General features: G+C 68.1%; 10 protein-coding genes. 6 read left to right on the top strand and 4 right to left on the bottom strand.

Annotated features, from left to right (window positions below; all coding sequences use genetic code 11):
- From ACE3O8_RS07965 to ACE3O8_RS07955, 3 genes are all read right to left on the bottom strand, one after another.
- Positions 1-874, bottom strand: an 874-nt coding sequence (locus ACE3O8_RS07965; RefSeq protein ID WP_374388543.1) for a phosphatidylserine/phosphatidylglycerophosphate/cardiolipin synthase family protein, incomplete at its 3' end; no start/stop codon positions are given.
- 24 nt (positions 875-898) lie between these two features.
- Positions 899-1,297 (bottom strand): hypothetical protein, encoded by a 399-nt coding sequence (locus ACE3O8_RS07960; protein WP_374388541.1) that lies wholly within the window; start codon positions 1,295-1,297, stop codon positions 899-901.
- A complete protein-coding gene (locus ACE3O8_RS07955; RefSeq protein ID WP_374388539.1) occupies positions 1,294-2,988 on the bottom strand; it encodes a class I adenylate-forming enzyme family protein in 1,695 nt (564 codons plus the stop codon). The genes ACE3O8_RS07960 and ACE3O8_RS07955 overlap by 4 nt, the downstream gene beginning before the upstream one ends.
- Positions 2,989-3,066: 78 nt before the next feature.
- Between ACE3O8_RS07955 and polA the strand changes: the two genes are divergently transcribed.
- From polA to pnp, 5 genes are all read left to right on the top strand, one after another.
- Entirely contained in the window at positions 3,067-5,862 is a 2,796-nt protein-coding gene (polA, locus tag ACE3O8_RS07950; protein WP_374388537.1) for a DNA polymerase I, read from the top strand.
- A complete protein-coding gene (locus ACE3O8_RS07945) occupies positions 5,859-6,644 on the top strand; it encodes a YbaY family lipoprotein (protein ID WP_374388535.1) in 786 nt (261 codons plus the stop codon). The genes polA and ACE3O8_RS07945 overlap by 4 nt, the downstream gene beginning before the upstream one ends.
- Positions 6,641-7,534, top strand: a complete 894-nt coding sequence (gene truB / locus ACE3O8_RS07940) for a tRNA pseudouridine(55) synthase TruB (RefSeq protein WP_374388533.1) — start codon at positions 6,641-6,643, stop codon at positions 7,532-7,534. The genes ACE3O8_RS07945 and truB overlap by 4 nt, the downstream gene beginning before the upstream one ends.
- Positions 7,535-7,544: 10 nt before the next feature.
- A complete protein-coding gene (gene rpsO / locus ACE3O8_RS07935; RefSeq protein WP_374388531.1) occupies positions 7,545-7,814 on the top strand; it encodes a 30S ribosomal protein S15 in 270 nt (89 codons plus the stop codon).
- Positions 7,815-7,983: 169 nt separating this feature from the next.
- Complete coding sequence (gene pnp, locus ACE3O8_RS07930; protein ID WP_374388529.1) at positions 7,984-10,266, top strand: polyribonucleotide nucleotidyltransferase; 2,283 nt, start codon at positions 7,984-7,986, stop codon at positions 10,264-10,266.
- 51 nt (positions 10,267-10,317) lie between these two features.
- Here pnp and ACE3O8_RS07925 read toward each other — a convergent pair whose 3' ends face one another.
- The gene (locus tag ACE3O8_RS07925; protein WP_374388527.1) at positions 10,318-11,190 is read right to left on the bottom strand and encodes a helix-turn-helix domain-containing protein; all 873 of its coding nucleotides are present in this window, start codon (positions 11,188-11,190) and stop codon (positions 10,318-10,320) included.
- Between the two features lie 93 nt (positions 11,191-11,283).
- Here ACE3O8_RS07925 and ACE3O8_RS07920 point away from each other — a divergent pair, with 93 nt between their 5' ends.
- On the top strand, positions 11,284-11,934 hold the full coding sequence (locus ACE3O8_RS07920; protein ID WP_374388525.1) for a glutathione S-transferase: 651 nt from the start codon (positions 11,284-11,286) through the stop codon (positions 11,932-11,934).
- The last annotated feature ends 346 nt before the right edge of the window (positions 11,935-12,280 follow it).

Here is a 12,280-nt window from a genome sequence, read left to right as displayed (position 1 = left end):
CCACGCCCGACAGCCAGAAGCGCGTGATTTCGCGAAATCGCGGCAGCTCGAAATTCCACAGCCGCCGGAAATGCTCGGCCGCGTCGCCCGCCGCCGGGCCTTCCAGCTTCACGCTGACATCATGCCAGCTTTCCGGCGCGGGCTGGTCATAGCGGCGGGTTTCCCAGCGCCGCTCATCCACATCCAGCCCGCCCACGATCGCCACCCGTCCATCGATCACGGCGAACTTGTGGTGGTGGGTGGCGGGCCACATGCGCGGCGCGGGGCCGCGCCGGAAGCTGGGCGTGCCGCCATCCGTCTTCACATAGCGCCACAGGCCCGGCCGCACCGCCAGAAGCGCCTCGATATCGCCGCCCGTCTCCGCAAACTCCCGCACCAGCCGCCGCAGCATCAGCCCCATCGGCAGGCGCAGCAGCTGGCGCATGCCCCAGCCCAGCTCGCCGGGATGCTGGCTCACGATGATCTCGAACCGCTCGCGGTCCGCCTCGTCCAGGTCGGCCAGCACGTCCCGCAGCGCACGGAAGCTGGACCAGCTGGTGGCGTGCAGCTGGTGCGCCACCGTCGGCTCGAAATCCGTCAGCAGCACGCGCACCGTCACTCCAGCCGCCACCCGCGCCTTCAGCAGCGCGGCCCAGTCGGCAAGCCCGGCCGCCTTCGCCTCGGCCGAGCGGGTCGCCGTCTGCGGATCGAACACGCGAAAGGCAAGGAAGGCCGCTTCGCGCGCGCCCATCACCAGCCGCTCAAGCTCGGGGTACATCTCCGCCGCCAGCAGCAGCGGCGTCACCTTCAGCCCGTCGCGCACCGGAAAGGGGCGATCCTGCGGCGGTGAATCGCGGCGCGGGCCGCGCGCGGGGGGCAGGAAGATGTCCGCCATGCGCCGCGCCCCTGCCCGCCGCCGTCAGGCTGCGGCCACCCGCAGCCGCATCCCGATCGCGGCGCCCTGCCCTTTGGCCCACTCCGGTCCGTCCTCCAGCGCCATGTCCGCGCGCCAGCCCTCGCCGCCCAGCACCGGGCGTCCATCGATATTCCCGGCAACCGTCTCGATCAGGCGGACAGCGGCGAGCTGGCTTTCCGCCTCGCCCGTCAGGATCAGCTGGAACACCCACGACATCGTCGCCGTCTGGTCGGCCACGTGCCGGCCCGTCATCTTGGAAACATCGGGCACGGGATACATGGAATGGATGCGCATGCGCAGGCCCGGCCCCGGCCCCATGTCGCCCGTCCCCAGCTCCACGGGCGATTGCAGCGCCTCCGCCAGCCGGTCCTTCAGGTGCGACAGGGCCTCTGCTGCGATCATGCGACCTCCTTCTTCAGTTCGTTCTTCAGGATCTTGCCGTTGGCGTTGCGCGGCAAGGGCTGGTGCCGGACGAAGATTTCCACGGGCACCTTGAAGCGCGCAAGCCTTTCCGCGACGAACGCCTGCAATTCCGCCTCGCCCACCGTCATGTGCGGCTTGGTGGACACGAAGGCGACAGGTTCCTCGCCCAGCACATGGTGTGGCTTGCCGACAAGGGCTGCGTCCATCACGGCGGGATGCTCGCACAGCACGCCCTCCACCTCCACGCAATAGATGTTCTCCCCGCCCCGGATCAGCATGTCCTTGGCGCGATCGACGATGGTGATGAAGCCCTCCTCGTCGATCCGGGCAAGGTCGCCCGTCCTCACCCAGCCGTCGGGGAAGGTTTCGGCGGTGGCCTCCGCCTTGTTCCAATAGCCCTTCACGACGTTGGGGCCAAAGCCATACAGCTCGCCCACCTCGCCCGGCCCCAGTACCTCCCCGCCGGGGCCGCGCACCTCGGCGTCGCACACGGCGACAGGCGGTCCGCAGCTGTCGGGCCGGTTCAGATAATCCTCCGCCATATGGTGGCTGAAGGTGGCGCTGGTTTCCGTCATCCCCCAGCCGTTGCCGGGCGAAGAGCCCGCCGCGCCGATCTGGCGCACCAGTTCAGGCGCAGAGGGCGCGCCGCCATAGGAGATCGTCTCCAGGCTGGAGATGTCATACCGGTCGCGATCGGGGTGGGTCAGGATCTGCCAGGCGATAGTCGGCACCCCGCCGGCAGAGGTGATCCGCTCCGCCTCGATCAGGCGCAGCGCGTCGCCCGCGTCGAACTTGCGCTGCATCACCAGCTTCGTGCCGGACACCAGGCTGGGGTTCAGCACGGCGTGACACCCCGTGGCATGGAAGAAGGGCACCGACAGCAGCGTCGCCTTCTGGGGCGCGGCCGGGTCCGGCTGAGGCGGCGCCTCCCCCCGGCGCAGGAAGCTGCGGGCGAAGGAAAATCCGCTCGACAGGATGTTGGAGCAGATGTTGCGGTGCGTGCCCAGCGCGCCCTTGGGCCGCCCGGTGGTGCCGCTGGTATAGAAGATGGTGGCGTCATCGTCTGGCTCCAGGAAGGGCAGGGGCGTCGGCGCGTCGGGCAGCGCGTGCCAGCCGTCTGGCGGGCCGATCACCGCCTCCAGCGATCCGTCGCCGCCGCGCGCCACCAGAACATGGGCAAGGCCGGGCAGCGCGCCTCGGTGCGGCGCGATCCGTTCCCACCGCTCGCCGTCGGTCACCAGCAGCTTCGCCCCGGAATCAGAGAGGCCATATTCCAGCTCCGCCCCCGTCCACCAGGCGTTCAGCGGGGTGACGATGGCGCCCAGAAGCTGCCCCGTATAAAAGGCGACGGGCCATTCCGGCACGTTGCGCATGGCGATCGCCACCCGGTCCCCCCGGGTCACGCCCAACGCCTGCATATGGGCCGCAAGCCGGATGGTGGCGCGGGCAAACGCCTCGAAGCTGACACGCTCGCCTTCATGCACCAGGAAGATGCGGTCGCCATGCGCCCGGCCCAGCGCAAAACAGTGCTGCAGCGTGGGCGGCGCGTTCTTCCAGGTGCGGGTTGGCCGCCCCCGGATCGCCACCGTCTCCATCTCGAACGGCGCGCCGGGCGCCGTCAGCAGCGCGCTCGCCTGGGCAATCGTCATCGCCGGCCAGTTGTTCGTCATCATCCGTCCTCCCGCAGCCTCAGAAGCAGGCGGCGCGCCCCCTCGCAATCCCCTGATTTGACGGCTAGGGATCACCCCATGGCGAAGCCTCCGCATCTCACCCTCATTGATGGCTCCGGCTTCATCTTCCGCGCCTATCACCGGCTGCCGCCGCTGACGGATCCGGAAGGCACGCCGGTGGGGGCCGTGTTCGGCTTCACCTCGATGCTGTGGAACCTGATCGAGGCGGCGCGGAAATCGCCCGAGGATGACTATCTCGCCGTCATCCTGGATGCCGGGAAAAAGAGTTTCCGCAACGATCTCTACCCGGCCTACAAGGCCAACCGGCCCGATCCGCCGGAAGATCTGGTGCCACAGTTCCCGCTGATCCGCGATGCGGTGGTGGCGCTGGGCGTTCCCTGCATCGAAAAACCGATGTTCGAGGCGGACGACCTGATCGCCTCCTACGCCGAAGCCGCGATGGCGGCGGGCATGACAGTGACGATCGTGAGTTCCGACAAGGATCTGATGCAGCTGATCCGGCCCGGGCTGACCCTGCTGGATACCATGCAGAACAAGCGCTTCTCCGATCCCGAAGTGCTGGAAAAATGGGGCGTGCCACCGTCGAAGCTGGCCGATGTGCTGGCGCTGATGGGCGACAGCGTGGACAATGTGCCGGGGGTGCCGGGCGTCGGGCCCAAGACGGCGGCCGAGCTGGTGAACCTCTATGGCGATGTCGAAGGCGTGCTGGCCGCCATTCCCGAAATCAAGCGGCCGAAACTGCGCGAGAATCTGGAACTCCACGCAGAGGCGGCGCGGCTCAGCCGGGTGCTGGTGGAGCTGAAGCGCGACCTGCCGCTGGAGCCGGCGCTCGACGCGCTTAAGCTCGACCATCACGAAAATCCCGAGCTGCTGGCCGCCTTCCTGGCGAAGCACGGTTTCCGCACGCTGCTGGCGAAGCTGGGCGAACTGGGGCGGGCGGCGGCCACCACCATCGCGAAGCCCAGGGCAGACGAGGCCGACGCGCCCGAAGACCTGCCGATCGACCTCGATTCCTACGAAACCGTGACCAGCACGGACCGGCTGGACTGGTGGCTGGCCGAGGCGCGCCGGCTGGGCCGGGTGGCGTTCGACACGGAAACCACCAGCCTCGACGCCGTCGCCGCCGGGCTCGTCGGCTTCTCGCTGGGGCTTGAGGGCGGCAAGGCCTGCTATGTGCCGCTGGCCCATGTCTCCGGAGAGGGACTTCTGGCCGAACCCGTCCACCAGCTGTCCGCCGCGCAGGCGCTGCCGTTGCTGAAGCCGCTGCTCGAAGATCCGGGCGTGCTGAAGATCGGGCAGAATCTGAAATACGACATGCTGGTGCTGGCGCGGCACGGCATCACCATCGCGCCGTTCGACGACACCATGCTGCTCTCCTACGCGCTGGCCGCCGGGCTGCACGGCCACGGCATGGACGAGCTTTCGGAAAAGCTGCTGGGCCACACGCCCATCGCCTTCAAGGAGGTCGCCGGCACCGGCAAGGCGCAGACCAGCTTCGCCGCCGTGCCGCTCGACAAGGCCACCCGCTATGCCGCCGAAGACGCCGACGTCACCTTCCGCCTTTGGCAGAAGCTGAAACCCAGGCTGTGGCGGGAACAGGTGACGCGCACCTATGAATGGCAGGACCGGCCGCTGGTGCCGGTGCTGGCGCGGATGGAACGCCATGGCGTGAAGGTGGACCGGGTGGAACTGGCCCGCATGTCGGCCGAGTTCGCGGGCGAGATGGCCCGGCTGGAGGGCGAGGTGCACGCCATCGCCGGGCAGCCTTTCGCGCTGGGCAGCCCCAAACAGCTGGGCGAAATCCTGTTCGACAAGCTGGGCCTGCCCGGCGGCAAGAAGGGCAAGACGGGGCAATATTCCACCGACGTGACCGAGCTGGAGCGGCTCGCCGCGCTCGACCTGCCCGGCACCGAACTGGCGCGCAAGCTGCTGGACTGGCGGCAGGTGAGCAAGCTCCGCTCCACCTATACCGAGGCGCTGCAGCAGCAGATCAACCCGGAAACGGGGCGCGTCCACACCAGCTTCTCGATGGCGGTGGCCGCAACGGGCCGGCTCGCCTCCACCGACCCCAACCTGCAGAACATCCCCATCCGCACCGAAATGGGCCGCCGCATCCGCGACGCCTTCGTGGCGGAACCGGGCCATGTGATCCTGTCGGCCGACTACAACCAGATCGAGCTGAGGCTGATGGCCCACATCGCCGACGTGCCCGAACTGAAGGAGGCCTATGCCAGCGGTCAGGACATCCACGCCCTGACGGCGCGGCAGGTGTTCGGCCTGGCAGCCGACGCCCCGGTTGACCGCGACCTGCGCGGCCGGGCCAAGACGATCAACTTCTCCATCATCTACGGCATCTCCGCCTTCGGTCTCGCCCAGCGGCTGGGCATCAGCCGCCCGGAAGCCGCGGACTTCATCGAACGCTATCTCGATCGCTACCACGGCATCCGGCGCTACATGGCGGAAACGGTCGCAAAGGTGCGCGAGGACGCCTTCGTCACCACGCTCTACGGCCGCCGGATCCATGTGCCGGGCATCCGCTCCAAGGTGCAGTCCGAACGCGCGGGCGCCGAGCGCGCCGCGATCAACGCCCCCGTCCAGGGAACCGCGGCAGACATCATCAAGCGCGCCATGATCCGCATGGAAGCCGCCCTCCGGGACGCCGGCTTGACGGGCACGCGCATGCTGCTTCAGGTGCACGACGAACTGGTGTTCGAAGTCCCCGAATCAGAAGTCGAAGCCGCATCCGGGATCATCCGCACCGTCATGGAATCCGCCGCCGGGCCGGCCCTCGAACTCAGCGTGCCGCTGGGTGTCGAGGTGGGCACCGGGGCAAACTGGGGAGCAGCCCATTGAAGCACGCACTCGCCGCCCTGGCAGCAATCGGCCTCGCCGGATGCGCCTCCACGGCCACCTCGCAGCCGGCGGAACCCGCCCCGCCGGCCCCGCCAGCCCCGGTGCAGCCGGCGCCGCCGCCGGCGCCGCCCGCGCCCCCCGCCCCGCCTCCCGGGCCCGCCGATCAGGCCCCGGTGCTGCCGCTCAACAACGCCGCCAGCTACATCTGCGACGATGGCCACCTCGTCACGACCGACAGGGACCAGGCCGCCGGCATCCTGCGGGTGATCCGCGCGGGCGAAACCTATGTGCTGCAGGAACAGGTCGGCTACACGCCGCCGCGCTTCGTGCGGAACTCCACCCGGGTGGACCTCACCGAGGAAAAGGCCAGCATCACGCTGGGCGTCACCAACAGGTCGCCCGTCGTCGCCAGCTGCGCCCGCGTTCCGGCCGCGCCGGTCGCCGGCACCGTCTGGGGCACGCTGACAAAGCTTGACCGCATGGCCCTGCCCGAAGGCACGCGCGCCAGGGTGACGCTGGTCGACGCCGCCCGCGCCGACGCGCCCTCCATCGAACTGGGCTCCACGCAGATCACCACCGGCGGCAACCAGGTGCCGCTCCACTTCCTGATCCGCTATGATCCGGCCCGCGTGGCGCCGCCTGCCAGCCCCCGGCTGCAGGCGCGGATCGAAACCGCCACCGGCGAACTCATGTACATCACCGATACGGCGAACATGATCCCCACGGACGGCCCCGCCCCCTCGCCGATCGAGCTGTTGCTGGTCCGCACCGGCGGGAAATGACGGGGCTTCACGGCTGGCTGGTGGTCGACAAGCCCGTCGGCCCCAGCAGCGCGGCCGTCGTCGGCAAGCTGAAATGGGCGCTCAGGCAGGGCGGCCATGGCAAGGTGAAGATCGGCCATGGCGGCACGCTGGATCCGCTGGCGTCGGGCGTGCTGCCGATCGCGCTGGGCGAGGCGACGAAGCTGTCCGGCTATCTGCTGAACGGGCCCAAGGCCTATCGCTTCACCATTTCGTTCGGCACCGCGACCAGCACCGACGATGCGGAAGGCGAGGTGGTGGCGCAAAGCCCCGTCCGCCCCACGGCAGAAGCGATCCGCGCCATCCTCCCGCGCTTCACCGGCCCCATCCGCCAGCGCCCGCCCGCCTATTCGGCACTGAAGGTGGATGGCGAACGCGCCTATGCGCGGGCCCGCGCCGGCGAATCGGTGGAACTGGCCGCGCGCGATCTGGTCATCCACGCCCTGTCGCTGGAGGAGAGCGGACCCGACAGCGCCGCCCTGCATGTCCATTGCTCCAAGGGCACCTATGTCCGCAGCCTCGCGCGGGATATCGCGGAAGCCCTTGGCACGGTGGGCCATGTCAGCCTGTTGCGCCGCACCGCCGCCGGGCCGTTCACGCTGGATCAGGCGCTCAGCCTAGACAAATGCGTCGAACTCGTGCATGGCCCCGCGCCTGAACAGGCCCTTTTGCCGCTGACTGCCGGACTGGACGACATCCCGGCCCTGGCAGTCGACCCCCACGAAGCCGCCGCCCTGAAGCAGGGCAAACGCCTGATGGGGCCCCGCGTGAAGCCCGGCCAATATCTCGCCACCGACGGGCCTGTTCCGGTGGCGCTGGTCGCGGTTTCCGAACATGACGTTCGCGTCGTGCGGGGATTCAACCTGACGTAGGAGATCCACGATGTCGATCACTGTCGACCGCAAGGCTGCGGTCATCGCCGACAACGCCCGCGCGAGCGGGGATACGGGCAGCCCGGAAGTCCAGGTCGCCATCCTCACCGAGCGGATCCAGAATCTGACCGAGCACTTCAAGACCCACGCGAAGGACAACCACTCGCGCCGTGGCCTGCTGATGCTCGTGAACAAGCGCCGCTCGCTTCTCGATTATCTGAAGCGCAAGGACGAAGCCCGCTATCAGGCGCTGATCGCCAAGCTGGGCCTCCGCAAGTAATCCGAAGGGGCGCCCACCGGGCGCCCTTTCCCTATCATCGGCCCGGCGATCATCCGGGATCACCGCGCGTCAAGCGCCGCCGTCCCGACAGGGCGGCAACCGGGGCATCTTCGCCCCACGTCCGAAACGCCTCTGGCACATGGGCTCAGAGGCATGGAGAGTGCATCTGATGTTCAATATTGCCAAGCAAAGCATCGAATGGGGCGGCCGCACGCTGACCCTCGAAACGGGCAAGGTCGCCCGCCAGGCCGACGGTGCCGTCATGGCCACCTACGGCGAAACCGTGGTGCTGTGCGCCGTCACGGCCGCCAAGTCGGTGAAGGAAGGTCAGGACTTCTTCCCGCTGACCGTCCACTACCAGGAAAAATTCTCGGCTGCCGGCCGCATCCCCGGCGGCTTCTTCAAGCGCGAGCGCGGCGCGACCGAGCATGAAACGCTCACCAGCCGCCTGATCGACCGCCCCGTGCGCCCGCTGTTCCCGGAAGGCTTCTACAACGAAGTCAACGTGATCGCGCAGGTCCTCAGCTATGATGGCGAAAACGAAGCCGACATCGTCGCGATGATCGCCGCGTCCGCCGCCCTCACCCTGTCCGGCGTGCCCTTCATGGGCCCGATCGGCGGCGCCCGCGTCGGCTTCAAGGACGGCGAATATCAGCTGAACCCCTCCAAGGAACAGCTGAAGGAAGGCCGCCTCGATCTCGTCGTTGCCGGCACGCACGATGCCGTGATGATGGTGGAATCCGAAGCGCAGGAACTGTCGGAAGACGAAATGCTGGGCGCCGTGATGTTCGCCCACAAATCGATCCAGCCGGTGATCAAGGCCATCATCGGCCTCGCCGAAAAGGCCGCCAAGGAACCGTGGGAGCTGAAGCTCGCCGACGATTCCGAAATGCTCGCCACCATCCGCAAGGCCGTCGGCAAGGACATCACCGCCGCCTACAAGCTGACGAAGAAGTCCGAGCGTCAGCAGGCCCTGGCCGACGCCAAGGCGAAGGCAAAGCCGCTCTATGCGGATGCGGACAGCGCCACCCAGCAGAAGGCCGGCAAGCTCTTCAAGAAGCTGGAAGGCGAAATCGTCCGTGGCGCCATCCTGAAGGACGGCAGCCGCATCGACGGCCGCGACACCAAGACCATCCGCCCGATCGTGTCGGAAGTGGGCTTCCTGCCGCGCACCCATGGCTCCGCCCTGTTCACGCGCGGCGAAACCCAGGCGATCGTCTCCACCACGCTCGGCACCGCCGATTCGGAGCAGATGATCGATGGCCTCGACGGGCTGAAGTATGAGCGCTTCATGCTGCACTACAACTTCCCGCCCTATTCGGTCGGCGAAGTGGGCCGCTTCGGCGCGCCCGGCCGCCGCGAAGTGGGCCATGGCAAGCTTGCCTGGCGCGCCATCCACCCGATGCTGCCGTCGAAGGAAGAGTTCCCCTACACGATCCGCCTCCTGTCCGACATCACCGAGTCGAACGGCTCGTCCTCGATGGCGACGGTGTGCGGCGGCTCGCTGGCGCTGATGGACGCGGGCGTTCCGCTGAAGCGCCCGGTGGCCGGCATCGCCATGGGCCTCATCCTCGAAGGCAAGGACTTCGCCGTCCTGTCCGACATCCTGGGCGATGAAGATCATCTGGGCGACATGGACTTCAAGGTGGCCGGCACGTCCGAAGGCATCACCAGCCTTCAGATGGACATCAAGATCGCCGGCATCACCGAAGAGATCATGAAGGTCGCCCTTGCACAGGCGAAGGACGGCCGCGCCCACATCCTGGGTGAAATGGCCAAGGCCATCACCGAAACCCGCACCGAAATGTCGGCCCACGCCCCGCGCATCGAAACGATGAGCGTGCCGAAGGACAAGATCCGCGACATCATCGGCACCGGCGGCAAGGTGATCCGCGAGATCGTGGCGACGACCGGCGCCAAGGTGGACATCGAGGACGACGGCACGGTGAAGATCGCGTCGTCCGATCTCGACAAGATCGAAGCCGCCCGCCAGTGGATCATCGGCATCATCGCCGAGCCGGAAATCGGCAAGATCTACACCGGCAAGGTCGTCGGCATGCCGGAATTCGGCGCCTTCGTGAACTTCCTGGGCGCCAAGGACGGCCTCGTCCACATCTCGGAAATCAAGAATGAGCGGGTGCAGAAGGTGTCCGACGTCCTCACCGAAGGCCAGCAGGTCAAGGTGAAGGTGATCGGCGTCGATGATCGCGGCAAGGTGAAGCTGTCGATGCGCCTCGTCGATCAGGAAACCGGCGAAGAGCTGGCCGACACCCGCCCCCCGCGTGAACCGCGCGAAGGCGGCGAGCGGTCGGATCGCGGCCCCCGCCGCGATGGCGACCGCGGCCCGCGCCGTGACCGCGACCGCGGCCCGCGCAATGGCGAACGGCGCGAACGGTCCGAACCGGAAGGCGACGGCTCGCTGCCGGCCTTCCTGACCGGAAACGACGACTGACATGGAAAGGGGGCCGAAAGGCCCCCTTTCTTCATCCGGCCGCCTCCGTCATCAGGCCCTGTTGTCGGGCGGCGTGTGCAGCCCCTGCATCGTCTCGCCCAGCATTTCGGCGCGCGCCCGGCCCGCCGCCTGCATCAGCGGCCGGGGCAGCCCGAAATAAGCGCTGGGGCTCATCCCCATATGCGCCTTGAACTCCCGCACGAAATGCGACTGGTCCGTATAGTGGCCGTCCAGGCTGTCGGTGAAGGTGCGCCCCGGATTGCGCTGCAGCTTGTCCAGCGTCCGCAGGAAGCGCTGCCGTCGCAGCAGCTTCTTGGGCGCAAAGCCGAACAGCTTCGGGCACAGCCGCTCCAGCGTCCGCTCCGACACGCAGACCTCGTCCGCGAAGGCCGGCACGGTGGAGACATTGCCCGTCACCAGCGCACGCTGAAGCCGGTCCACATGCGGATCGCAGGGCTTCGGGACTGACAGCCGCGCCTCCAGCCACCGCTCCAGCAGCGCAACGCGCTGCTCGTCGTCCGTCGCCTGCCGCAACTCCGCCAGCAGCCCGCCGGTTTCCGGAAACAGCGTGGCCAGCGGAACCGCCCGGTTGGCGAAGCGGTTCGCAGGCTCCCCCACCAGCTGCGCCCACCCCAGAGGCGTCAGCCCCAGGCCGATCACGATGGCGCCCGGCGTGCCGATGATCCGCGCCGCCTTCGCCATCGGGCCGAACAGCGTGGCCTCGCCCATCCGCGCCGGCGCTCCCCGCTCCCCCGCGACGCCCCAGGCCCAGCTTCCCCGGATCGCGAAGCGGATGTTGGCCCACTCCGGATGCAGCCAGTCGTCCACGCCATCGCCGGCGCAATCCAGCAGGTAGAAAGAGGTCACATCGGGGGCAAGTGCCGCCCGCGGCACGCAAAAACGGATGGACAGCTGCTCTTCCATGACCCGATCACCACCCTGAGACATCCCCGACCCCATTTCAAGACGACGCTTCGCCCGCTATGCCGGGCCGGTCCCATCCAGGAGCGTCCGCCCATGAAGCTGATCATCGCCAACCGCCGCTATTCATCCTGGTCACTGCGCGGCTGGCTTGCCGCGAAACAGTCGGGCCTGCCCTTCCAGGAAGAAATGGCCGACATCTACGCGCCCGACTGGCAGAGCCGCCGGGCCGAAGGCGTCTTTGCACAGGCCAACGGCAAGGTGCCCATCCTGATTGATGGTGAATCCGTGATCTGGAACGCTCTCGCCATCATAGACTGGCTCGACCGCAAGTCGGGCGGCACCCGCTTCTGGCCCGCCGACGGCCCGGCACGAGCCTTCGCCACCTCCGCCGCCGCCGAAATGCAGGCCGGTTTCCTGGCCCTGCGCCAGAACTGCCCGATGAACTGCATGCGCCACTATCCCGGATGGACCCTCGCCCCCGAAGCCGGGGCAGACGTCGCCCGCGTCGACCAGCTGTGGCAAACCGGCCTTGCAAGCTTCGGCGGCCCCTGGCTGGGCGGAAACCAATGGGGCGGCGCAGACATCCTGTTCGCCCCCGTCGCCAGCCGCCTCACCACCTACGACGTCAAGCTCAGCCCCGCCGCAGACGCCTACCGCAAGCGCGTGATGGCACACCCCCATGTCGCAGACTGGGTGAACGCAGCCGCCTCCGAAACCCGGCTGCAGCCCACCTACGAATATTGAACCCCGGGTCGGGGCGGCAAAGGTTGGACTAAGGGGGCCCTGCCCGCCCGCTGTCGGAGGACGGCAGATGAAGGACAGAGGGGGCTCTGCCCCCTCAAACCCCCGGCAGGGCACCGTGTGCCCTGCACCCACATTTGCTGGGATGGCGGCTGGCCTTGGGGTGATGTCGGGGGTCTTTCTGCCTGCGGCGCTTCTGTTGTTGGTGCGGGGCTGCTGGTGGGTATCTGCGGCGTTGCTTCCCCCTCTCCGGCTCTCCCACCCGGCGGGGGGAGAGAGAAGTGCGCCGCAGGCAATGAAACCATTCCCCGCGCACCGCGCCGACGTTTCGGCACTTCGCCAATTTTGA

Origin of the sequence: Sandaracinobacter sp. (genome assembly GCF_041909755.1) — a bacterium.
Lineage (GTDB): Bacteria > Pseudomonadota > Alphaproteobacteria > Sphingomonadales > Sphingomonadaceae > Sandaracinobacteroides.
Note: the sequence above shows the minus strand (reverse complement) of the source record. Positions and strands in the feature narration are given on the sequence as shown.